Origin of the sequence: Bacillus sp. TH25, from assembly GCF_016650935.1 — a bacterium.
In the GTDB taxonomy this organism is placed as follows: domain Bacteria; phylum Bacillota; class Bacilli; order Bacillales; family Bacillaceae_G; genus Bacillus_A; species Bacillus_A mycoides.
This window is the reverse complement of sequence record NZ_JAEKEU010000009.1, coordinates 177,146-199,072: the sequence shown is the minus strand read 5'-3', so window position 1 is coordinate 199,072 and position 21,927 is coordinate 177,146. Positions and strand designations below refer to the sequence as shown.

Below are 21,927 nucleotides of genomic sequence, written 5' to 3'. Positions count from 1 at the left end.
AACTTGTGTGAATTTGATTGAATTGTATAGATTTAGTTAAGTTTATCGTATCGGATGATTCATTATAGTTCTAATGCAAATACAACATATTTATTAGAGAAACTCGGGATAGAAAGAGTAAATGATAGTTTAAAAGAGTTAGAACTTACTAGTCATGACAAGTTCTCTTCGTATACTGCTTCACTATATATGAGAGGGTATGTAGAAAAAGAGCTTAATGAGCCAGAAAATCAATCGTTAGAAATGATACGTAACATGTCTAATGATGAATATAATAAACACGTGTTACAAATACATGAATGGATGAAAGATGAAAGTGAATGGAAGAAACGTGATATACCATTAAAAATAGATATGGAATTCCAGCGTATTTGGTCAGATCGATTAGTGAGTGCAAATGCTAAAGATTATTTGAGTTTAATGAAAAAGATAAATAGTAGAAATTATTTTCCAAAATCAATGCAAGATGAAATTGATAATGTTTTTAAAGGAACAGTTGAAAATAGTAAGTTGGAATATGCTGGTCAAAAAGGTGGTTCTACCGCATTCGTATTGACAAAAAGTTTGTATACTGCAGATAAGAAAGGGAATAAGGTAGAAGTTGTAATTATGTTTAACGATATAGAAGATCAAGTTGCATATCAAAAGCTGAGAAATAATATAGATTATTTTATTCAAGATGCTATAACAGATGAAGAATTCAGAAGAAAGTTATAATGGAATAATTTTATTATGTAAACAAAAGAGCGCTTTTTAAAAGGCGCTCTTTTCTATTCATGATACAGGATTTCCTATTTACTGCATGGAATATAGATTGAAACTAAGAAAGGAAGTTGAATAATGACTACAGTATATTTCGTTCGCCACGCTCACTCTACATATACAAAGGAAGAAAGGGAACGTCCCTTATCTGAAGAAGGAGAGATTGATGCAGGTAATGTAACAAGTTTGTTAAAGGACAAAAACATTGATGTTGTTATTTCTAGCCCGTATAAAAGGGCGATTCAAACCGTGCAAGGAATTGCGAATACATATAATTTATCAATACAACTGGAAGAAGATTTACGGGAAAGGTTATTAAGTAAAGAGCCAGTAACAGATTTTAACGATGCTATTCAGAAGGTATGGGAAGACTGGACTTTTGCATACGAAGGCGGAGAATCAAATGATGTAGCGCAAAGACGCGCTGTAATATGTATGCAAAGTATATTAAAAAAATATAAAGGTAAGAATATTGTAATAGGTACTCATGGGAATATTATGGTATTACTAATGAATTATTTTGATTCGAAATATGGTTTTCAGTTTTGGAAAACCCTTCATATGCCTGATGTGTATAAATTAACTTTTGATAATAATTGTTTCAGTTCTGCTGAAAGAATACAGTCTACAGATTATCAGATAAATAATTTGTAAAAGTTTATCAAAAAAAGAGGAAAGGGAGAAGGTATTGTAGAAGTATGACTTTGTAACATAAAAAATATTGGTTAAAGGAGGCTGTTTACATGTTTGAGAAAGAGAAAGAAGGGCTTATTGAAGTTCACAACGTATATGAAATCGCACCAGCAGATGGAGCAATTATAGGTATGGCAACGGAAGAAGAAATGGAGATTGCTGCTGAACTAGAGTTACAGTACTATGCCCATTCTCGTTTATTAGAAGCAAATATTCAGTTAGACGGTTCCTCCTATAAAGAGTTACTTCAGGAGTTCCAGGAGTACGAAAGAAAATCAATGAACTTTTGGAGAGCAATACATAAACGTTTAGCTGTGCCGTGGGCATGGGTACTACGTATTGATGTTGCGAACGGTCCTATATATGTAAGCAATGGGAGTTCGTATTATGAAGAAGTCGATGATGAAGAAGACTATGAATAGATAAGTAAGGAAGCAGCTTTAGTTGCTTCCTTTTTTTATTTACAATAAGTGAATGGCTTCAATGATAGCATCTGGACGATCGTTTTCTATCCCGTGACTAGCATGTTCAGCCAAAATGTATTGGCTGTTTATTGAGAGATTTAATTGTTCACGAATAAGTTCTTGCCACATATCTTCAAGTTGTGTAGCTTCTTCTTTTGGCATACCGCCCTCAATTAATTGAGCAATAGAATATTGAGGATCTCTACCGATAAAAATTAATGGTATTTCTAATGTTTTATGTTGTTTTTTTATTGAGCGAGCACAATTTTTCCACTCGGACAGTTCAGAAGCTGTCGCTTTATATAATGAAGGAGAGGTAGAAAATTTGATATGCTGTTTTGTTGTATTGACGAGCATAGATTTTAGTTCATTATAAAGTGCATCTGCATCCATGTTGGAGTAAGTATGATATTTTTGTAGCCACATATCATCAGAAACTGGTAAATGAAGCTCATCTAATCGGTGTAAGTTCATGGAAGTAGAATCAACTAAAAGAAGTGCTTGCAGCCTATCTTCATGTAACATTGCAAAATGTTGTGCACATAACCCTCCATAGGAATGGCCGATTAGAATGATTGGCTTGTGAATATGGAGTTTGTTTAGTAACATATGTAGTTCCTTTGTAACTTGCCTTGCTGTACGTGGAGTATTTCCTAGCTCACTTTTTCCGTAACCTGGGCGATGGTATGAAACAACTGTAAAGTGTTGTGAAAGCTCTTCTATAATAGGGAGCCAATCATAAAATGAGCAACTCATTCCTGTTTGAATGACTACAGTTTGTTTACTGTTACCTCTTATATATACTTCTACAGTTTGTCCAAATATCTCTACTGATCTATTAATAGTAATTCCCCCTAAGCTTGAAATATTTTTTGGCAAGTAAAGACGATACACCAGGCACATATGCCGAAGAGTATAGATGTACTAAGTGAAAAGGAGTTCTTTAAACCGATATAAACAATAAATAATAGTAGTGCGGATGCAGGAAATCCATATAATACGCCTAAAGCGAATTGACTTAATTCTTGTTTACTCCCACCTTCGAAAGAAATCCAAAATAGGCTTAGTAAACTAACGAGTGGAAGGGCAGCAATAAAGCCGCCTATCGTACTATAATGTTTAGCGACTTCAGTAATAACGCCGATAATAAGTGCCGAAACGATTACTTTAACGAGGAAATGCATATTTTGCCTCCTTCGCTAATAACGAAAAGGCTTTTTCTATTAGTTGTTGCTCTTCTTTTGATAACTGTGATTCTAATATTTTTATCTTTTCTTTATCTAGTAAAGTATGCTTTTCTAATACTTCAATGCCTTCTTTCGTTAAAGTAAGGTTTACAACCCTTTCATCGTGTTTGTTTCTTTCTTTTATAATAAATCCTTTTTGAATAAGGCGCTTTACGTGTTCAGATGCTGTGTTATGAGAGAGACTAAGCTCAGTAGCAACTTTTCCAATTGTTATATCTTTCTCACGAGAAACGATTTGTAAAATACGAATAGCTTGGTGAGAAAGGTTGTCTTCATATTCATATCGTAAGTGATAATAAATACTTTCCCAATGTTGATTAATGTCTTTCATAATGATAAATCCTCCTATTTTTATATCGTATAGTAAGATATATTCGTTGATTCAGAAGTAAAATCCTTGTATTTTCATTAAAAATGTTGAAAAAGTTTATTTTTATTGAAATATAAGGTAATCTATGTGTAAAGGTATACATTTAGCAAGAGAGAGGATGATAGCTGTGAATACATTTAAATGGATTAGTCATGAAAAGATGTATGTAGATCAAATACATGTTGAAAAATGTGGTCCTCTTTCAGTCGGCGTATATGGAGGAAATCAAGAGAGTGATGCATATGAAAGAGGAGATGCAGTGCTAGCTTGGTGGGATCCGAAATTAGCATTTGAATTTGTTATGATTTTTGATACACATCATAAAACGAAAAATATACATTATATAATAGAAGCGATTTCAGAAAGAGAAGAAAAACTAAAAGAGTTATTTTCATACCCAATCCATTTAGCTTTTCATCATACACATATGTATTTATTAGCGTTATTTACAGATGAGCTCTTTATCGAGAAATGTGACCAAGATGATGAGGAACTTGCATGTTTAATTTGTTTACGAAAAGGCGAGTTCTTATATTGGCTATCAGTTGGTGATTGCTTCGCGTATTTATTCCATTCAGAGCAAACGAAGAATGGAAAAGGTAGGCTAAATAAGCGTAAGAACTATGAGTATATAGGAAGAAAAAATATTTTTGCAGCGAATACACCTTGTTTTACATCAGGGATAAGGGGATTAGAAAAAGGAACGAATCACATTGTAATGGCAACGGATGGTATTTTAGAATGTGATAAACGAAAGTTTGATGATGATCAATCTTTAGTAGAAATATTACACGACGGATCTTGTTTACAGATTGAGCCTGTATTAACAAATGTACTTCAGTGGAAAGGTAGAGATTGTGCCACTATTATTGGATGGTCCATCGATACTGAAAATAGACAATGTGCCAATTAATAAATGAAAGAGAGTTCAAGGGTTTTTGTCCTTGAACTCTTTTTTGTTAAGCAATATGAATATGATACGTTTTTAACCATTCATTTACTTGTAGCATATACTCCATAGCACTTCTTGCTTCAAAATTGGTAATCTCTTTGTTACTTTGATCAGCAATTGCAAGTAATATGGAATGGTTAATGAGTGAGAAAACAGGATTGTTTTTATTGCTGCACATATCAAGCGTTAAATTGCGGATTGTTTGTAAATAGTGTGGATCCTGTGAAGTAGGGTAAGCGCTTTTTCTTCTATTTCGCACATCATCAGGTAAAGCCGGTTTCAGCGCTCTACGTAAAATTCCCTTTTCGATATTATCAATACTTTTAATATTGAAAGGAACATTCCATAAATATTCAACTAGTCTATAATCGCAAAACGGTACACGAACTTCAAATCCTACAGCCATACTCATACGGTCTTTACGGTCGAGTAAGAACGGAAGGAATCGTGTTAAAAATAAATAAAACATTTGACGTTGTTTCGCGGATTTTTTACTTTCACCTTCAAGAGTAGGTACTTCAAGAGCAGCTTCATGGAATCGTTTATTAATATACTGCTCAGGATTACATTGAGTTGTTACGTCGTTTAATAATAGAGAAGATGTGTTTTTCCAGTTTGTTAACCACGGAAACTTATCTACATATAATAGTTCTTCTTGATGAAACCAAGGATATCCCCCGAATACTTCATCAGCAGATTCTCCAGATAAAGCTACGGTTGCATCTTTTTTCATTTCGCAAAATAGTAAATAAAGTGAAGTTTCCATTTCGCCAGCACTCGGTAAATCTTTCGCGTGAAGGGGAACGAATAAGTGATTTGCTAACTCTTCAGCATTCACAATAATATCATGGTGCGATGTCCCTACATGTTCAGAAACGCGTTTTACCCAAGGAGCATCTAAACCAGTACGAGCAAATGTCAGCTCGAAATCTTTTGCGCTGTTTACAAAATCAATTGAATACGTGTGAAGTGTTTTGTTTTCCTCTGCAAATTCTTTACCTGCCAGTGCAGTAATACCGCTAGAGTCTAATCCGCCTGATAACATACAGACGAGAGGAACATCGGCAATTAATTGTCTTTTTACTGTATCTTGTAAAATAGATAAAATATGAGAAGATGTGTCTTGGGTAGAGTCTGTATGGATCTTACTTTCTAAATTCCAATACTTCTTAACTACTTTTTTATCACGTGTGAATGTTATAGAATGTCCAGCACGAACTTCTTGAATATGTTTAAAGACGCCACATCCTGGAGTTCGAAATAAGCCTAATCCAAATATTTCATTTATTCCATCCGCATCAATTTCAGCAGGAACAGATGGATGAGCTAATAACGCTTTTATTTCAGATCCGAAAATAATACTGTCATTTCTTTCCGAATAAAAAAGTGGTTTTACACCTAAATGATCGCGTGCTAAAAACAGTTGTTGCTTCTGATCATCCCATAAGGCGAAAGCGAAAATTCCGTTTAAATGTTGTACGCAGTCTTCTTTCCATTCTAAATAAGCATGTAGTAACACTTCTGTATCTGAGTGAGTTTCAAATGCATGCCCACGTTTTTGAAGCTGCTCTCTCAGCTCACGAAAATTATAAATTTCTCCATTATAAGTAAGAGTATACGTATAATCACCGGCACGGAATGTTTTTGGCTGCGTCCCGCCTTCTGGGTCAATAACAATTAAACGTCGGTGTGCAAAAGCCGCATGAGGTGAAAACCAAAATCCTTCAGCATCAGGACCGCGATGCTGAATACTATTCGCCATCTTTTCTAAAATAACATGTTCATTTGAAAGATCCTTTTTCCAATCTACCCAACCTGTAATTCCACACATACAAATCTCATCTCCTAATTTAAAATTATAAAAGTAGATTAATTAAATGAAATGTACACCAGGTTAAAGAGTGTCTGCATAAATAGTGTACTACACTAATTGAATTACAGACTTGAGAAAATTTTCTTCAAGCTTATATTTATATGAGACAATGGCTAAGGAAAAGTATTCCATTACATACAAAAAATAAAAAAGATGAGAGAAAATATTTTTTTAGACGTTATATAGGGTGTAAAAGCTTTTACAAAAAAATAAGGGGAATCGCTACATGAAATCAAATGAGAAAAATTTTATAAAAAGATTACAGCGGCAGAAGGAAGATGCGCTAGAATTTGTTGTCGATACATACTTACCGCTCATAAAGGGGATAACGCACAAAGTTCTTCTTCCGGTTCAAAATGATGGACTCATAGAGGAATGTGTTAACGATATATTTCTTTCCATTTGGAATAATGCAAATAAATTTCATGGAGAGCCGAATGATTTTAAAAAATGGATTGCAGCGATTGCAAAGTTTAAGGCGATTGATTATTACCGGAAAGCGACTAGAACAGTAGAAATTATTTCAGATGAGTTTCATATTAGTACAGAAAAATCGGCAGAAGATGAATTAATCGTTATGGAAGATAGGGAAGAGTTATTGAAGCTTATTAATCAATTGGAACCTTTAGATCAAAAGGTGTTCGTTATGAAATATCTCCTCGGTATGAAGACAGAGGAAATCGGTGACAAATTAGGATTAACCAGGGCAGCGATTGATAATCGTGTGTACCGGGGAAAAAAGAAACTACAACAAAATGCTACGAATATTAGTTTTGGAGGTAGTGCAATATGAAAGACATTTATGAATTATTAAATGACATTGATATAGATGAAAAAGAACTTGAGGAAATTGAGGCTTCTGAAATTGAAAAAGAAAAAGTAAAACGCAATGTAAAACAATCGATACGTACGAAGAAAAAGATGAAAAGTTGGAAAAAAGGTGTTGCTGCTGCATCTATTTTAGTAGGATTATCAGTTGCAACGCTTGGTATTGGGTTTCCTACATATGCCGGGGGATTGCCAATTGTAGGTGACATATTCCGATTTTTAGATAATGGTAGAACAGGGGTACATGAAAATTATAAAGAGTTTTCGACTGAATTGAATATGACGAAAGAGAGTAATGGGGTTAAAGTTACACTCAATGATGCTGTTTTTAACGGGAGAACTGTAACAATAACGTATTCTATTGAAAGTGATAGAGATTTAGGAGAAAATCCAAACATCCTTGAATCCTTACAGGTTGTAAGTTTTAATGGTATGACTGGTAGCTCTAAAATTACAAAAATAGGGGATAAAAAGTATGTGGGTATGAGTACAGCAAGTGATGTTGATGGTAAAAAAATGAATGTTGCAAATATCAAGTGGGAGATAGACAAAATAGAAACAATAGATGGAAAACAATCAATAAAAGGGGATTGGAATTTTGCGCTGTCTTTAAATGCTATGGAAAGTAAAGAAATGAAACTTAAAGGAAGTACTGAAAATGAATTAATAAAAGTAAACATAGACAAAATGGAAGTAACCCCGATGTCATTTATCGTTTTTTATAATCAAGAAGAATCTAAGGCATTAAGAAGTATATGGGATAGTGCGGATGTTGAGTTAGAAATAAAAGATGATTTAGGAAATAGATATGCAGGTGAAGGAAATGGCGGAAGTAGTACAGTAGCAGAACCGCATAAAAGTAGTTGGAGTGCTACATTCCAAAAGTTGAACGAAAATGCAACAAAGCTTATCGTTACACCTCATGTGAACTTACGAGTGCATACACCAGAAAACTTTGGTGGAGTGGAATTTATTAATGGAATCGAGAAGAAAATTGAAGTGCCGAAAAAAGAAGCGAAGAGTAAAGATATTGTTCTAGATGATATCGTAATTGATTTAAAGAAATAAAAGAGAGACTGCCTAAAAACATTAGGCAGTCTCTTTTTCGTTAAGAATTAGTAACGAGTAACGCATGCGGATGCTGCGTTTTATATTCATCTTTCCATGGAATATTTAGTTGTTCCCACGTTTCACCGCTATCAGTGGATTGAAAGATGCCATTGTTATTTAAAGTGTAAAACGTATGTGGTTCGGCCGGATTTGTAGCAAACATCGAAATGACTGTACCAATTGCAGAGGGTAGACCTTGCTGTACTTGCTGGAACGGAGTCTCTTTCGTTTTACGATAAATATAAGATTCATAAGGAATACGGTGATGAGCTAAATCAGCACTCGGTGCGGCAGAAACGAGAATTGTATCGCAATCAGCCGGATCGATAGCCATGCTGTATAAATAATGATGTTCAAGTCCTTCACTGTATGAGATCCAGCTGTTTCCGCTATTATAACTTTCAAGATATGCGCGATCAGGTCCGCCCATAAATCCGTCACCACATGATGCATAAAGGCGATTTGGGGCTTCAGGGTGCATGAGTAATTGATGAGCATCGATAGGAGCACCGAATTTTTTATCAATCCATGTATGCCCTTTATCATTACTTTGAATAACAGCACCAGCTTCGATTGAAACATGGAGTGTATTTGGATTGTTTGGATCAACTGTAATCCAGCGTACGTGATGGGTAAAAGGTCTAGGCGGAAAAGCCCACGTATAGGAAGATAATAATGATTTCATATTTTTAAGTTCAGTCCACGTTTCACCACCATTTTCTGAACGGAATAAAGCACTAGGTTCTGTACCTACATAAACGACGCCATATCCGTTAACTTGTTCATTAGGGCTTATCGTAATGGAAGTAATTGAAGAATGTAAAATACCATCCTCTTTCGGAAAATCAAAATAACGATAAGAATCACCAATCGGTCTCCAGGCATCTCCGCCATCGTCACTTAGCCATAAACCTCGTCCAAATGTCCCGCAATATACACGATTCGTTTGGAATGGATCCACGGCAATACAGGTAGGTTGCATATTTTGTAAAGGATATGTGGTTTCATAGTTACCATATTGTTCTTTTACTACAACAAGTTCACGCTCCATGCAGAGAAATAGTCGTTTCAATTTTGTAACCCCCTTAAAAATTCTTTCATTAGTAAACAATATGAAAATAAAAAAGAAGTAGTCTTGTTTTTAGTTGAGAAAAAGGACTTGTTTGAAAAGTAGCGAAGTTTGTATACAGAGGAAGCGGGATAAAGTGAAACTTTAATCAGTGGGGTATTGTTCATCTTCTACGGATTAGTAGCATTCACTATCGGGCGTTAATGGGGGATAAAGATAGGGAATGTGTTTCATACTAACATACAGATATTGCACTTAAAGGAGTATTTGTATGGGACACTCACATGATCACGGTCATTCAAAAAATAAAAAAGCGTTATTAATTGCCTTCTTATTAACAACAAGCTTTATGATTGCTGAAGTTATTGGCGGATTTGTAACAAATAGCTTAGCACTATTGTCTGACGCAGGGCATATGTTAAGTGATGCAGTATCCTTAGCTTTAAGTTTACTTGCGTTCAAGCTTGGGGAAAAAACGGCAACGGCCGCGAAAACATATGGGTATAAGCGAGTCGAAATGTTAGCGGCATTATGTAATGGTGTCGTTCTTATTGTCATTTCAGTATATATTTTTATTGAAGCAATTCGTCGTTTTAAGGAACCAGTTGAAATCGCTAGTAATGGAATGCTCATTATTGCTGTGCTTGGTCTGCTTATTAATATTGTATCAGCTTGGATATTAATGAGAGGCGGAGATGTGAAAGGTAATTTAAATTTAAGAAGTGCGTTCTTACATGTACTAGGCGATTTATTAGGTTCAGTTGGAGCGATTATTGCTGCGTTATTTATTAAATTTTTTGGATGGACTGCTGCAGATGCGGTTGCTAGTATTCTTGTGTCTATTTTAGTCATTATAAGTGGATGGCGTGTAACACGTGATACAGTTCATATATTAATGGAAGGTGCACCGCAGCACATAGATGCTGAAGAGGTGAAAAATACATTATTAAATATTACTATTGTAAAAGAAGTTCATGATTTACATATATGGTCTGTAACATCAGATTTTCAAGTATTAACTTGCCATCTTATTATCGAAGGTAATGAAACGCAAAGCGTATTGAAAGAAGCAACGGATGTATTAAAGGGGAAATTTCATGTAGAACATGTCACCATTCAAGTTGAAATAGAAGGTGAATTTAACCATAATGAGACAACTTGCAAAGTATGAAAGAAAAAGGGTATGAAAAAATGTCATAACATTTTTCGCGTGGCATACATATATATAATGTGGCCACAAATACTTTGTAAGGTAAATATTTCATAAGATTACTTTACTTATTAAGAATCATCTTTTATAATCAAAAGTGGTAATTGATAAAGATTATCATTTTCAATGATCGTAGAAAGGAGTTTTTTAAAAGATGAGTAGTCAACTCCGTTTTGCTGTTGAAAATCGTAAGAGACATTTAATTGATGAGTTAATTGGAGCAGGGGTGTTTAAGATTCGCGACCGACAATTATACGAGCTGTCTTTAGAGGAATTGGAAAAAGAGTACGAGCATATTGAAGATTACGCAAATATTCAGGCATAGCACATAGATTATTAAAGAAGGAGCTGGTTACACTTTTGTGTAACCAGCTTTATTATTTCATAGAAATTATTTTTTGTATTTCTTTCATTGGACGGAGCCAGTTTTGAGACATCATTTGTTCCATTCGTTTTTCATCCTGTTTTTGTAGTGCTTGAATTATAGAGTGATGTTCTTTAATAGATTGACTTGCAGGCACGAAGTTTTGGAAAAATAAATATTCAAGGCGTAAAATGTGAAGTTGCATATTTTCTAGAAAAGGTTCAATATATCGGTTTTTAGCAATAGAAGTAATTGTATTGTGAAATCGTATATCTAGTTCTAAAGCTTTTTTTGAATCTTTTTCATGTATAGATTGTTGAAAAGCATCATTTATCTCGGAAAGTAGTTTAATATCAGCGTCTATAACTTTTTGCAGTGCTTGCTTTCCTATAATTGAGTGAAGACCAGCTATCGTCTCATAAATGATAGATACGTCGTCTAACTTAATAGGCGCGATTTTCGTTTTTTGCCCAGGTACCATTTCAACTAATCCAGAAAGCTCTAAAATTTGTAAAGCTTCTCTAACAGGTGTTCTGCTTACTCCTAGTGCTTCTGCCAATTCCCCATCATTTATTTTTTCATCAGGTCGTAAAACACCTTCTATAATCCAATCTTGCAGTTGATTTAAAACGAGTGACTTTGCTGAAACTCTTCCTGGTTTTTTATAATTTTGAGGGACAGGCATAGTGAATTCAATCCTTTCATTGTATATGTTTCTTTTTCGTATTAACAAGCTTTAATTTTGGTTTTCCTTTATCCGGTTTTTGGCTTAATATGAGCACCATTACAATTACACAAAAAGCACCTAATAACTGAAAAGATTGAAACGGTACGTGCAAAATAAGCACAGAAGAAATAATAGCTGCGAGTGGTTCTGTACAGCCAAATAATGTTGTTTCTTTAGGCGTAAGGTATCTTATGCTATCTAAGTATAAATAAAATGCGATGAGTGTCCCGAAAATGACGACAAATGTAATGAGCGGGAGGGTACTTAGTTTTACATATTTCATAGTTGATAATAAAATGAATTCGTTTGTGGAAATAAAGTGTAAAATCGTTACGCCAATCCCCCCAATGATCATCCCCCATCCAACGATAATGGATGAAGACCACTTTTCTAACAATTCTTTTGAATACAAACTATAAAATGCAAGAGATAGTCCAGATAAAATGCCCCAAATGATAGCAGGTGTAGATACAGCTAAGTTATGAACAGAACCGTTTGTTAATAGGAGAAAAGTCCCTACTAATGAGAGGGTAATTGAAATATAATCAATTTTTGATGGACGAACGCTCCATTTGAAAAGTAAGTATACAGTGATAAATATAGGGGCTAAATATTGTAACAAAGTTGCAACAGCAGCGTTTCCTTCTTTAATAGAAGCGAAGTACGTGTACTGTACAGCAAGCATGCCTAAAAGACCGAACAAAATTATCTTATTTGCATCAGACTTTTGTTTCCAAATTCCAAATATTTCTTTTTTGTTCGCTCCGAATGATGACATAATGAGCAAAATAGCACCGGATATAAGCAAACGGATTGTAACTAACCATTCAGTAGAAACGTTTTCATATTGAAAAAGTTGTTGCGCAGCTGTTCCGGATAAGCCCCATAAACAAGCACCGATTACAACCATAATAATTCCTTTTAAACGATTTGAATCCATAAAATATATAAGTCCTCCTTTTTAAAAAAATATATTGGATACAATATGCAATATATCACAGAATGGAATATCAATAAACTGAAATTTCTAATTAAAAATAAAATTGTTTATCCCGCATTAACGGGCAGTAAGACTCCCACCTTGAAATTCGGCGAATGCGAGGAAGTTAGGTGGGAGTCGTGCTGCTCGTAAAAGTCCAATTGGTGAGGGCTAATAATCAGTGGAGGATGGAAAAACCCCCACTGATTAAAGTTTCATTTTATTAAGAACGATCATCTTTTTTTGTGTATAGTAAAATATCGTAGGGGGGGAGTTATATGCTAGCAGGATTTTTGGTTTGTTTATTTGTTGGATTACTTATCATTTTTTTAGGCTATCAAATACATGTGAAAAAGAGATTGTTTTTGTTGGCAGGCTATCAGGAAGAAACGTTTGTTGGAGATAAAAATAAATTAGCGAAGCTTTCAGGTGTGTTTTCCTATATAGTCGGAGTTGCTACTATACTATTACCGTTTGGCTTAGAAAAAATAGGTGATGTAGTTGGTATCGTATATGCTATCTTAATTGTTTTAGGTACAATTGTGTTTCTTATTAAAGCAAATATGTTAAATAAGAGTACTACAAAGTGAAAAAGGCTCCATGCTACGGAAGCTTTTTTATTATGAAGTGAAAGTAAAAGCGGGAATAGGATCAACAAATGTATTTCAATCTTGTTTCATTTCTTTTTCTGTTAATAGAACGATTCATATCGATGCCGATAAATACAAGTTCAGTTATTTGATCTCCATATCGTTCATCCAAGTTTTTCAATGCTTCTGGTTCTAAGGAATGCTATTTCCACTTGTGAAAATAAGTAAAGTAGAGAAGATTAAGAAGCCAGCAAATCCATATGTATATGATGCTTTACCCCAATAAGAATGGGGTAATTCTTCATCTTTTTATGAAATATAATCATAATCGCGACGCCAAAAAAATAAAGATAAGAGTAATTTGGTTTGTTAAAAATATGTGTATAAGGAGATACGTGATGAACTGGGTTACTCATAAACCATCGTTTGAATTTGAAAATTTTAGTCCTATTATTCGGTCACAATCTGCATGGAGTGGGCATTTAGATTTCGCATATGATTTAGTAAGATTTGAAGAACCAGCAACTTTAGTTGAGTTAGGTACGCATTTAGGTGCTTCCTTTTTTAGTTTTTGCCAGGGGGTAAAAGATGGTGGGTTAGCCACAAAATGTTTTGCTGTAGATACTTGGGCTGGAGATGGGCATACAGGTCCATATGGAGAAGGGGTTTTTCAAATAGTAGAAAAAGTGGTGAGGGATAACTACCTGAATATAGGGAATTTAATTCGGTCTACTTTTGATGATGCTCTGGATGAGTTTCAAGATGAAACGATAAATCTTTTGCATATTGATGGCTATCATACGTATGAAGCTGTTTCTCATGATTATAAAACATGGTTACCTAAAGTTGCGAAAAACGGTATTGTATTATTTCATGATATTGAAGTTAAAAACGGTGATTTCGGTGTGTATAAGTTTTGGGATGAGGTCAAGGTGAAATACCCTCATTTTCAGTTTGGGCATTCATATGGACTCGGAGTTTTATTTCCGAAAGGTTGTAGCGATAAGTTTTCGGAAATACTTAAAAATAAAGAAGAGATACAAAATATGTATAAATAAAAGAGGGGCATGCATCGATTAAATGATGTGTGCTCTTTTTTTATGTGGAAATATATTATTACATATGAGGTGAAAGCGGTAGTAAAAAGTTTTGTTGAGGCAAATATTAAAAAGGTTATTATGGGTTAATAATTAGTGGGGATGGATAAAACCCTCATTGATTAAATTTTTATTTCATTAGGTGTTTTTATCTAAATAAATAAAAATACAACATTTTTTATATTTTTCATTGCGAAAAGCGCAATCTACTTTTACAATAGAAAGGGTTGTGAATATATTATACTGAAAAAATAAATCGAAATAATATGAAAATTTTGTTTTGTCTTCGCTAATTGTATACTACATACACGTAAGACTACATACATCATGTTATCGACTTGTAAGGAGAGAAAAAAATGAAAAGTGTAAGATTACCATCGATGCTAGAAATTATTATTCTTTTATGCCTATTTCTTGCTGTCGTCTTTTCCTTCCAAACGATTTTTGATCTCCCAATTCAATTAGCGCTATTTATTTCATGGTTTTTAGTTATTGCGCTTGGATTAAGATTAGGATTTCGTTATCAAGAATTGCAAGATGCAATTACGAAAGGGATTTCTAATGGATTAGAAGCAATTCTTATTTTAGTTGCAGTTGGAGCTTTAATTGGAACATGGATTGCTGGTGGGGTTGTACCTACATTAATTTATTATGGATTAGAATTCATTCATCCTAGCATATTCTTATTGGCAACTTTAATTATTTGTTCAATAACTTCTATCGCGACAGGAACATCATGGGGAACAGTTGGAACAGCTGGTATTGCTATGATGGCAATTGGTGAAGGGCTTGGATTACCACTTCCGCTTGTTGCGGGGGCAGTTCTTTCAGGAGCTTATTTCGGAGACAAATTATCACCACTTTCTGATAGCACAGTTCTTGCAGCTTCTATGGCAAAAGTAGATGTTATTGCTCACGTTCGAGCTATGCTCGTATTAGACGTTCCAGCTTTTATTATTACCAGCATTATGTTTACTGTTGCTGGATGGATGTATGGCGGGGATAATGTAGATTTAAATAGAGTAGAGTTTTTAAAAGAAGCTTTATTAAAGCAATTTGATATTAAAATATGGATGCTTGTTCCTGCTGTAATCGTTATTGTGCTATTGGCGCTGAAGAAACCTTCTATGCCAACAATTGCTATGGGAGCTTTAATTGGTGCAATTTGGGCAACTCTTTTCCAAGGGATGCACTTTGGAGAGGCAATTGGAACAGCATATAACGGATTCTCAATTCAATCTGGTGTCGAGTTTGTCGATAAGTTATTAAACCGTGGTGGAATTAACGGTATGCTTAGTTCAGTAGCCGTTATTATTTTCGGCTTAGGTTTTGGTGGACTACTTGAAAAGCTAGGAGTTTTAAAAGTAATCGTATCAAAATTTGAGAAGAAATTAAATTCTGCAGGTAATGTAACGTTGTCTACGTTAATTGTGGCATTCTTAGCTAATATATTTGGTTGTGCGATGTACGTATCACTTATTTTAACACCGAAAATTATGGAAGATAGCTATGATAAATTAAAAATAGACCGCCGTGTATTAGCGCGTAACTCAGAAGTAGGTGGAACGTTAACTTCTGGTATGGTTCCGTGGTCGGATAATGGTATTTTTATGGCTGGTATTTTAGGTGTAGCAACGTTCTCATATGTTCCGTTTATGTGGTTAAGCTTTGTTTCATTAATTTTGGCAGTTATTTACGGATATACAGGAAAATTCATTTGGTATGTAGATGACGCTGAAAAAGGAAAGCAAGCATCATAAAAAAATACCTTCTGCGATGGCAGAAGGTATTTTTTTTATATATACGAGTGAGAATTCTTATCATTTGAAGGGAAGTCTGTTAAAATGAGAAATGTAGGTATTTTATTTTCAAGGGGATGAAAAAATGGAGTACAGAATTGAAAGAGATACATTAGGAGAAATGAAAGTTCCAGCTGATAAATTATGGGCAGCACAAACGCAGCGTAGTAAGGAAAATTTTCCGATTGGAACAGAGCATATGCCACTTGAAATTGTAAAAGCATTTGCGATTTTAAAGAAGAGTGCAGCGATTAGCAATCAAAAATTAGGGAAGTTATCAGAAGAAAAAGCACAAGCAATTGTGGAAGCTGCTGATGAAGTTATCGCAGAAAAATGGAATGAACATTTTCCACTTGTCGTATGGCAAACCGGTAGTGGTACACAATCGAATATGAATGTAAATGAAGTAATTGCAAACCGCGGTAATCAAATTTTGAAAGAAAAGGGATCTGACGTACATATTCATCCGAATGATGACGTGAACATGTCTCAAAGTTCAAATGATACGTTCCCAACGGCACTTCATGTAGCGTGTGTAATTGCGGTAGAAAATCATGTATTGCCAGCTATTACAAAATTAAAAGAAACATTAGCAGAAAAAGTAACTGCATTTGAACATATTATTAAAATCGGCCGTACGCATTTACAAGATGCAACACCTTTAACGTTAGGACAAGAAATTAGCGGATGGCACCGTATGCTTGAAAAAACAGAGCGTATGATTGCAGATAGCAATACATATATGAAAGAATTAGCAATTGGTGGTACTGCGGTTGGAACTGGAATTAATGCGCACCCTAAATTTGGTGAGATGGTAGCAGAAGAAATTAGTCTGTTTACAGGTAAACAATTTGTTTCTGCACCAAATAAATTCCATGCGTTAACGAGCCATGATGAAGTTGTATTTGCACATGGAGCATTAAAAGCATTAGCTGCTGATTTAATGAAGATAGCTAACGATGTGCGCTGGCTTGCAAGTGGTCCACGAAGTGGTCTTGGGGAAATTATTATCCCTGCAAATGAACCAGGAAGCTCTATTATGCCAGGTAAAGTAAATCCAACGCAAAGTGAAGCATTAACAATGGTTGTAGCACAAGTTATGGGGAATGACACAACAATCGGATTTGCTGCGAGCCAAGGTAATTTTGAGCTAAACGTATTCAAACCAGTTATTGCTTACAACTTCCTGCAATCTGCTCACTTATTAGCGGATGCAACCGTTTCGTTTAATGATAAATGTGCAGTTGGTATTGAAGCAGATGAAGAAGTAATTAATGAAAATGTAAATCGTTCATTAATGCTTGTAACAGCGCTAAACCCACATATCGGGTATGAAAATGCCGCGAAAATTGCAAAGCATGCCCATAAAGAAGGGTTAACTTTAAAAGAAGCAGCATTGCAATCTGGACTACTAACAGAAGAGCAATTTGATGAGATTGTAGATCCGAAAAAAATGATTGCTCCGAAAGAATAATAGAAGAGGCCAAGATTCTTAATTTAGAATCTTGGCTTTTTTTGATATTTATTTATGTTTCCGCCACTTGTACTACTGCAAGCTCCAAAAGATATTATTTGTTAGAAGACGTATTCATTACTTTCATATTCGGACAGTTCTCCTTTAAGAGTGAAATGAATTTTTCTTCTTCTTGTGGTACGAAAGTTGTCACAGAGTCAAATAAATTATAATCAATTTCTAATTGCTGCCTAGTCCATTTTTCTGAACGGAGTGTTTTGCCAGAGTATTTAATGTGACGGATATTTTCAAATGGAATTTCAGTACGTAATATGAAACCGTGTTTTACAATAAGAGAAGATTCCGTTATGTTGTAGTGAGAGAAATAGAATGAAGAGAGATTCACGATATTTAACAGCATCATAAGAGTGAAAAAAATAGAATTTTCGTTTTGGAAGAATAGCGAAATGAAAAAAATAATTATAAATAATGTAATAAAAATGACGTGAAATGGATTTTTTTTCGCTTTAAACTTCAAGTTAGTCACCTCGTTATACGTGTTCTTTAACTAAATTAAATCATAACATCGTAATAAAACGTGGGAATATGCAGAATTGCATATTCTTTCGGTTTATTATTCGTGTAAAATTTTTTGATAGGATAAATTTAAATGAAGTTTTTAATAGTGGAGTGGCATAAAGTGACTAACAAGAATAGAAGTGTAGTGCTAGTCATAATTAGTTGTATGATGATTATGAATGGCTGCTCAAATAGATTCGTTGAGGATGGAAAGCGAAAACATGTATTTGTACAAGCGAGTAAAGTTTTAGTGGAAGTTGTTTATAAAATATATAAAAGGTAAAAAGGGTGTTTCTATATGTGGAAACACCTTTTTTGTAGTTAAAATTGAATACTGAAGTTTTGGAATGAGTGAATGCCGGTTCCATGTTGAACGAGGTTGTTATCACTTAAATATTGAATATCGTATTTTACTTCTTTCAATATAGTAGGAGAAAGACCAAGTGTATGATGTGAACCGTAAATTTGTTTAATAGGAGAGAAGTTTGTAATTTTGTTTAGAGACTGAACTAAGTCTACAGGATTTGTCGATGGATAAAATGCAAAAATCGTGCCTTCATAAAGTAAATCTCCTGTAAATAAAAACGCAGTTTCATAAACGTATATGCAAATATGCCCCGGTGAGTGACCTGGAGTATGTATAATTTGAACTTTCCTATTTCCGATATCAATAATATCTCCATCTTTTAGTAATTTTGTTGGTGTTCCTTGAAATGGCTTGAATGTCTCAGGTTGAAATGTTTTAGGGGTAGGTAAAGTAATATCACGAGCGATGTCTTTCCGGATTTGAGCGATAGGAAGCCCTTTTATACCGTTAATGAGCCAATCTTCTTCTAAAGCATGTACATAGAGTTTTTCATATTGTGAGTGACTACCGATATAATCCCAATGAACGTGTGTTGTGACAACTGTAATTGGTAAGCTTGTTAGTTGGTCCGTTATACGTTTCATATTATCGATACCTAGTCCAGTATCAATAAGAAGTGCGGTAGTATCGCCTATAAGTAGGAAGGAATGTACTTTCTCTCAATGTCCATATTCACTAATCGCATATGTATTTCGAGCGATTTGTTTAACAGTAAACCAAGGGTCGTGCAGAATAGTCATGGTTTGTTTCACATTCTATAGTAATTCATTTATTAAATACATTCGCTTTTCGTTGCTTTAAGTCCTTTTTTAATTTATTTAATAGATTTTTTTATGAAAGTTTATAAAATGGGTAAACGGAACGTTGAAATGTTTGTTTGTGTTATGTTAAGATGGTGAAGTGGTAATAAACGTTATTGTGATTTGTTTAGTTTTTAAATAAACGTTTTGAAGGAGTGTTTAGTGTGAATGGTATTTCAGAGAAGTTTTGGGATGCATCGGTAGAGGAATTAAAGAAAGGGTATGTGTTTGACGAGGTAGCAGAAGAATATATTTGTTTAGCTTGTGGAGAAACGTTTATTAAAGGGGTTATTTATCAAGAAAATCAAGTTTTGTATGAAGCAGAGAAGTTTGTACAGTTGCATATTCAAAATGAGCATACATCTATGTTTGAATATTTATTAAATCTTGATAAAAAGTTTACAGGCTTAACTGATTTGCAAAAGAAAATGGTTCAGTTTTTCCATATGGGACTTAACGATAAAGAGATTGTAAAAGAAATGGATGGCGGGAGCACATCGACGATTCGCAATCATCGATTTACATTGCGCGAGAAAATGAAGCAAGCGAAAGTATTTTTAGCGTTAATGGAATTGTCAGAAGAAAAATCAAAAGTTCAAACTAAATTTGTACCGATTCATAGAACAGCTACGATGGTGGATGATAGATACAATATTACAGAGGAAGAAAATGCTGAAGTTTTAACAGCGCATTTTACAGAAGGTTTGGATGGACCGCTTTCTAAATTTCCGAAAAAGCAAAAGCGTAAATTGATTATATTACGTCATTTAGTGAAGAAATTCGATAGTAATAAAAAGTATACTGAAAAAGAAGTAAATACAGTTTTAGAAAATATATATCCGGATTTTGTAACTTTGAGAAGATATTTAATCGAATATGGTTTTTTAGATAGAACAGCTGATGGAAGCCAATATTGGGTGAAGTTATAAGAATGAAGAGAAGAAAGTGAATAGATGCACATAATAAAAACAACTATACAAAGAGATAGAGGATTACAGATACGAAAAATATGTTAAAGTTCTATGATGAATTTGAAAATAGTGAGTGGAAGAGGCAATTACTTTGACGAGCAAACAGTATAGAAATGGTTGGAGTAATTACAATTATTTGAGCACGGATTTAACCGTGCAGATTTTAAATAAAAGGAGAAATGAAATTTGAAACCACCTACAGATAACAATAAAGAAGGTGTAGAGTCACAGAAGTCAGAAACAGAACATAAGCCGATATGGAAATCGATGTCCATGTTTTTAGTGCCGTTACTTTTAAGTAATGTATTACAATCAGTTGGACAGTTATTTGGAATGGTAGTAGTAGGAAGATGGCTTGGCGTAAATGATCTAGCAGCTATATCGGCATTTTTCCCGTTATTTTTCCTACTCGTTTCATTTGTAATTGGAATTGGTTCTGGTAGTTCAATTTTAATTGGTCAGGCATTTGGTGCTAAAAATGAGGAGCGCTTAAAAGCTATCGTTGGTACGACGCTTACGTTTACTTTTATTATCGGAGTCGTGTTGGCGATAATAGGTAGTATTTTTGCGATGGATATTATGCGCCTTATGGGAACGCCAGAAAACATTATTGGAATAAGTGTGCATTACGCAAGAATTTTATTTATATCTATGCCAGTATTATTTTTATATTTTGCATATACAACATTTATGAGAGGTACAGGAGATTCTAAAACGCCATTTTACTTTTTAATCGTAAGTACAGCGCTAAATATGATTTTATTACCAATTCTGATTTTTGGCTGGTTAGGAGCTCCGAAATTAGATGTTTACGGAGCAGCCTATGCTTCAGTTATATCTACAGTTATTACGTTTATTGTCATGCTAGTGTATTTAAAGAAGAAAAATCATCCACTACAATTAGACGGGACAGTAAGAAAATATCTTCGTATGGACTGGGAGTTATTAAAATTATTGTTACGCCTCGGTATTCCAGCAAGTATTAATATGATATTAGTTTCATTATCAGAGATCGCGGTAATCGCATTTGTAAATCGGTACGGTTCAGATGCAACAGCGGCGTATGGCGTTGTGAACCAAGTTGCAAGTTATGTACAAATGCCAGCGGTTAGCCTCGGTATTACAGTATCAATTTTTGCAGCGCAATCAATTGGTGCGAACCAATTTGATCGATTGCAGAAAGTTGTTAAGGCCGGAATTATTATGAATTATATCATTGGTGGTGTATTAATATCTCTTATTTACTTGTTCTCAAGAGATATTTTAGCACTATTTTTAACAAGTCAAAATACAATTGACATTGCTCATAGTCTAATCATGATTACATTATGGAGCTACTTAATTTTCGGTCATGCACAAATTATTAGTGCGACAATGCGAGCAAGTGGTACTGTACTATGGCCAACTGTAATCAGTGTTGTATCAATTTGGCTTGTTGAAGTACCTGTGGCGTATTATCTTTCTTACCATACGAGCCTTGGAATAGAAGGGATATGGATTGGGTATCCAGCTGCATTCATCGTTAGCTTAATATTACAGTATGCATATTATAAGCTTTCATGGCAGAAGAAACGAATTACACGATTAGTGAGTTAAAAGATGAAAATGTCCCTAAGTCATTAT

The 21,927-nt window shown here is 34.4% G+C and carries 22 protein-coding genes and 4 pseudogenes; 16 read left to right on the top strand and 10 right to left on the bottom strand.

Going from position 1 to position 21,927, the window contains the following annotated elements; all coding sequences use genetic code 11:
- Nucleotides 1–54: 54 nt before the first annotated feature.
- The 3 genes and pseudogenes from JFT89_RS05500 to JFT89_RS05490 all read left to right on the top strand — a co-directional run.
- A pseudogene (locus tag JFT89_RS05500) lies at nucleotides 55–717 on the top strand (serine hydrolase); the annotation flags it as partial.
- A 123-nt stretch (nucleotides 718–840) separates the two neighbouring features.
- A complete protein-coding gene (locus tag JFT89_RS05495) occupies nucleotides 841–1,416 on the top strand; it encodes a histidine phosphatase family protein (RefSeq protein WP_002030998.1) in 576 nt (191 codons plus the stop codon).
- Between the two features lie 89 nt (nucleotides 1,417–1,505).
- Nucleotides 1,506–1,877, top strand: coding sequence for a hypothetical protein (locus JFT89_RS05490; protein ID WP_000461762.1), 372 nt, complete (start codon nucleotides 1,506–1,508; stop codon nucleotides 1,875–1,877).
- A 39-nt stretch (nucleotides 1,878–1,916) separates the two neighbouring features.
- On the opposite strand, the gene JFT89_RS05485 is transcribed toward JFT89_RS05490, so the two are convergent.
- The 3 genes from JFT89_RS05485 to JFT89_RS05475 are packed head-to-tail and all read right to left on the bottom strand — an operon-like array spanning nucleotide 1,917 to nucleotide 3,497.
- The gene (locus JFT89_RS05485) at nucleotides 1,917–2,822 is read right to left on the bottom strand and encodes an alpha/beta fold hydrolase (protein ID WP_201039607.1); all 906 of its coding nucleotides are present in this window, start codon (nucleotides 2,820–2,822) and stop codon (nucleotides 1,917–1,919) included.
- Nucleotides 2,774–3,103 carry a DUF3147 family protein gene (locus JFT89_RS05480; RefSeq protein WP_193663019.1) on the bottom strand — a complete coding sequence of 110 codons (330 nt, stop codon included), beginning with the start codon at nucleotides 3,101–3,103 and terminating at the stop codon, nucleotides 2,774–2,776. Before JFT89_RS05480 ends, JFT89_RS05485 begins: the two co-directional genes overlap by 49 nt.
- On the bottom strand, nucleotides 3,087–3,497 hold the full coding sequence (locus JFT89_RS05475; protein WP_002030991.1) for a MarR family winged helix-turn-helix transcriptional regulator: 411 nt from the start codon (nucleotides 3,495–3,497) through the stop codon (nucleotides 3,087–3,089). Before JFT89_RS05475 ends, JFT89_RS05480 begins: the two co-directional genes overlap by 17 nt.
- Before the next feature lie 124 nt (nucleotides 3,498–3,621).
- On the opposite strand from JFT89_RS05475, the gene JFT89_RS05470 reads away from it, so the two are divergent.
- A complete protein-coding gene (locus tag JFT89_RS05470) occupies nucleotides 3,622–4,449 on the top strand; it encodes a PP2C family serine/threonine-protein phosphatase (RefSeq protein WP_201039605.1) in 828 nt (275 codons plus the stop codon).
- A gap of 46 nt (nucleotides 4,450–4,495) precedes the next feature.
- On the opposite strand, the gene asnB is transcribed toward JFT89_RS05470, so the two are convergent.
- Complete coding sequence (asnB, locus tag JFT89_RS05465; RefSeq protein WP_201039603.1) at nucleotides 4,496–6,319, bottom strand: asparagine synthase (glutamine-hydrolyzing); 1,824 nt, start codon at nucleotides 6,317–6,319, stop codon at nucleotides 4,496–4,498.
- 268 nt (nucleotides 6,320–6,587) lie between these two features.
- Here asnB and JFT89_RS05460 point away from each other — a divergent pair, with 268 nt between their 5' ends.
- Both JFT89_RS05460 and JFT89_RS05455 read left to right on the top strand, forming a co-directional pair.
- Entirely contained in the window at nucleotides 6,588–7,154 is a 567-nt protein-coding gene (locus JFT89_RS05460) for a sigma-70 family RNA polymerase sigma factor (RefSeq protein ID WP_149190329.1), read from the top strand.
- The gene (locus JFT89_RS05455) at nucleotides 7,151–8,257 is read left to right on the top strand and encodes a DUF4179 domain-containing protein (RefSeq protein ID WP_002166010.1); all 1,107 of its coding nucleotides are present in this window, start codon (nucleotides 7,151–7,153) and stop codon (nucleotides 8,255–8,257) included. Before JFT89_RS05460 ends, JFT89_RS05455 begins: the two co-directional genes overlap by 4 nt.
- 40 nt (nucleotides 8,258–8,297) lie before the next feature.
- On the opposite strand, the gene JFT89_RS05450 is transcribed toward JFT89_RS05455, so the two are convergent.
- Nucleotides 8,298–9,371, bottom strand: a complete 1,074-nt coding sequence (locus JFT89_RS05450) for a WD40/YVTN/BNR-like repeat-containing protein (protein ID WP_201039601.1) — start codon at nucleotides 9,369–9,371, stop codon at nucleotides 8,298–8,300.
- Nucleotides 9,372–9,639: 268 nt separating this feature from the next.
- Between JFT89_RS05450 and JFT89_RS05445 the strand changes: the two genes are divergently transcribed.
- Nucleotides 9,640–10,539 (top strand): cation diffusion facilitator family transporter, encoded by a 900-nt coding sequence (locus JFT89_RS05445; protein WP_016094355.1) that lies wholly within the window; start codon nucleotides 9,640–9,642, stop codon nucleotides 10,537–10,539.
- 193 nt (nucleotides 10,540–10,732) lie between these two features.
- Nucleotides 10,733–10,903 (top strand): Fur-regulated basic protein FbpA, encoded by a 171-nt coding sequence (gene fbpA / locus JFT89_RS05440; RefSeq protein WP_002012091.1) that lies wholly within the window; start codon nucleotides 10,733–10,735, stop codon nucleotides 10,901–10,903.
- Between the two features lie 52 nt (nucleotides 10,904–10,955).
- Here fbpA and JFT89_RS05435 read toward each other — a convergent pair whose 3' ends face one another.
- A complete protein-coding gene (locus JFT89_RS05435; protein WP_016094354.1) occupies nucleotides 10,956–11,627 on the bottom strand; it encodes a GntR family transcriptional regulator in 672 nt (223 codons plus the stop codon).
- A gap of 16 nt (nucleotides 11,628–11,643) precedes the next feature.
- The gene (locus tag JFT89_RS05430; protein ID WP_016094353.1) at nucleotides 11,644–12,609 is read right to left on the bottom strand and encodes a DMT family transporter; all 966 of its coding nucleotides are present in this window, start codon (nucleotides 12,607–12,609) and stop codon (nucleotides 11,644–11,646) included.
- Nucleotides 12,610–12,926: 317 nt separating this feature from the next.
- Here JFT89_RS05430 and JFT89_RS05425 point away from each other — a divergent pair, with 317 nt between their 5' ends.
- Nucleotides 12,927–13,238 carry a DUF3784 domain-containing protein gene (locus tag JFT89_RS05425; protein ID WP_002064702.1) on the top strand — a complete coding sequence of 104 codons (312 nt, stop codon included), beginning with the start codon at nucleotides 12,927–12,929 and terminating at the stop codon, nucleotides 13,236–13,238.
- 75 nt (nucleotides 13,239–13,313) lie between these two features.
- On the opposite strand, the pseudogene JFT89_RS30125 reads toward JFT89_RS05425, so the two are convergent.
- Nucleotides 13,314–13,431, bottom strand: a pseudogene (locus tag JFT89_RS30125) (cobalamin biosynthesis protein); the annotation flags it as partial.
- A gap of 3 nt (nucleotides 13,432–13,434) precedes the next feature.
- On the opposite strand from JFT89_RS30125, the pseudogene JFT89_RS30595 reads away from it, so the two are divergent.
- From JFT89_RS30595 to fumC, 4 genes and pseudogenes are all read left to right on the top strand, one after another.
- Nucleotides 13,435–13,524 (top strand): annotated as a pseudogene (locus JFT89_RS30595) (TIGR03943 family putative permease subunit); the annotation flags it as partial.
- Between the two features lie 112 nt (nucleotides 13,525–13,636).
- Nucleotides 13,637–14,296, top strand: a complete 660-nt coding sequence (locus JFT89_RS05420) for a class I SAM-dependent methyltransferase (RefSeq protein ID WP_002030981.1) — start codon at nucleotides 13,637–13,639, stop codon at nucleotides 14,294–14,296.
- A 395-nt stretch (nucleotides 14,297–14,691) separates the two neighbouring features.
- Nucleotides 14,692–16,095, top strand: a complete 1,404-nt coding sequence (gene nhaC / locus JFT89_RS05415; RefSeq protein WP_016094352.1) for a Na+/H+ antiporter NhaC — start codon at nucleotides 14,692–14,694, stop codon at nucleotides 16,093–16,095.
- A 124-nt stretch (nucleotides 16,096–16,219) separates the two neighbouring features.
- Nucleotides 16,220–17,608 (top strand): class II fumarate hydratase, encoded by a 1,389-nt coding sequence (gene fumC / locus JFT89_RS05410; RefSeq protein ID WP_002064705.1) that lies wholly within the window; start codon nucleotides 16,220–16,222, stop codon nucleotides 17,606–17,608.
- 94 nt (nucleotides 17,609–17,702) lie between these two features.
- On the opposite strand, the gene JFT89_RS05405 is transcribed toward fumC, so the two are convergent.
- Nucleotides 17,703–18,125, bottom strand: coding sequence for a PH domain-containing protein (locus JFT89_RS05405; RefSeq protein WP_016094351.1), 423 nt, complete (start codon nucleotides 18,123–18,125; stop codon nucleotides 17,703–17,705).
- 132 nt (nucleotides 18,126–18,257) lie between these two features.
- On the opposite strand from JFT89_RS05405, the gene JFT89_RS30120 reads away from it, so the two are divergent.
- Nucleotides 18,258–18,449: a hypothetical protein gene (locus JFT89_RS30120; RefSeq protein WP_016094350.1), complete on the top strand. Its 192-nt coding sequence runs from the start codon at nucleotides 18,258–18,260 to the stop codon at nucleotides 18,447–18,449.
- A gap of 38 nt (nucleotides 18,450–18,487) precedes the next feature.
- On the opposite strand, the pseudogene JFT89_RS05400 reads toward JFT89_RS30120, so the two are convergent.
- A pseudogene (locus JFT89_RS05400) lies at nucleotides 18,488–19,213 on the bottom strand (MBL fold metallo-hydrolase).
- A 284-nt stretch (nucleotides 19,214–19,497) separates the two neighbouring features.
- Here JFT89_RS05400 and JFT89_RS05395 point away from each other — a divergent pair.
- A complete protein-coding gene (locus tag JFT89_RS05395) occupies nucleotides 19,498–20,262 on the top strand; it encodes a DUF2087 domain-containing protein (RefSeq protein ID WP_002064709.1) in 765 nt (254 codons plus the stop codon).
- Between the two features lie 228 nt (nucleotides 20,263–20,490).
- Nucleotides 20,491–21,900, top strand: a complete 1,410-nt coding sequence (locus JFT89_RS05390) for an MATE family efflux transporter (protein WP_199660697.1) — start codon at nucleotides 20,491–20,493, stop codon at nucleotides 21,898–21,900.
- Nucleotides 21,901–21,927 lie beyond the last annotated feature (27 nt).

Bases quoted from the DNA above. Each gene is read 5' to 3' on its own strand.
- JFT89_RS05425 (WP_002064702.1), top strand. From the start codon at position 12,927: ATGCTAGCAGGATTTTTGGTTTGTTTATTTGTTGGATTACTTATCATT.
- JFT89_RS05495 (WP_002030998.1), top strand. From the start codon at position 841: ATGACTACAGTATATTTCGTTCGCCACGCTCACTCTACATATACAAAG.
- JFT89_RS05480 (WP_193663019.1), bottom strand. From the start codon at position 3,103: ATGCATTTCCTCGTTAAAGTAATCGTTTCGGCACTTATTATCGGCGTT.
- fumC (WP_002064705.1), top strand. From the start codon at position 16,220: ATGGAGTACAGAATTGAAAGAGATACATTAGGAGAAATGAAAGTTCCA.
- JFT89_RS05470 (WP_201039605.1), top strand. From the start codon at position 3,622: ATGTGTAAAGGTATACATTTAGCAAGAGAGAGGATGATAGCTGTGAAT.
- JFT89_RS05490 (WP_000461762.1), top strand. From the start codon at position 1,506: ATGTTTGAGAAAGAGAAAGAAGGGCTTATTGAAGTTCACAACGTATAT.
- JFT89_RS05445 (WP_016094355.1), top strand. From the start codon at position 9,640: ATGGGACACTCACATGATCACGGTCATTCAAAAAATAAAAAAGCGTTA.
- JFT89_RS05460 (WP_149190329.1), top strand. From the start codon at position 6,588: ATGAAATCAAATGAGAAAAATTTTATAAAAAGATTACAGCGGCAGAAG.
- JFT89_RS05485 (WP_201039607.1), bottom strand. From the start codon at position 2,822: ATGTGCCTGGTGTATCGTCTTTACTTGCCAAAAAATATTTCAAGCTTA.
- asnB (WP_201039603.1), bottom strand. From the start codon at position 6,319: ATGTGTGGAATTACAGGTTGGGTAGATTGGAAAAAGGATCTTTCAAAT.
- nhaC (WP_016094352.1), top strand. From the start codon at position 14,692: ATGAAAAGTGTAAGATTACCATCGATGCTAGAAATTATTATTCTTTTA.
- JFT89_RS05420 (WP_002030981.1), top strand. From the start codon at position 13,637: ATGAACTGGGTTACTCATAAACCATCGTTTGAATTTGAAAATTTTAGT.
- JFT89_RS05435 (WP_016094354.1), bottom strand. From the start codon at position 11,627: ATGCCTGTCCCTCAAAATTATAAAAAACCAGGAAGAGTTTCAGCAAAG.
- JFT89_RS30120 (WP_016094350.1), top strand. From the start codon at position 18,258: ATGAAGTTTTTAATAGTGGAGTGGCATAAAGTGACTAACAAGAATAGA.
- JFT89_RS05455 (WP_002166010.1), top strand. From the start codon at position 7,151: ATGAAAGACATTTATGAATTATTAAATGACATTGATATAGATGAAAAA.
- JFT89_RS05475 (WP_002030991.1), bottom strand. From the start codon at position 3,497: ATGAAAGACATTAATCAACATTGGGAAAGTATTTATTATCACTTACGA.
- fbpA (WP_002012091.1), top strand. From the start codon at position 10,733: ATGAGTAGTCAACTCCGTTTTGCTGTTGAAAATCGTAAGAGACATTTA.
- JFT89_RS05430 (WP_016094353.1), bottom strand. From the start codon at position 12,609: ATGGATTCAAATCGTTTAAAAGGAATTATTATGGTTGTAATCGGTGCT.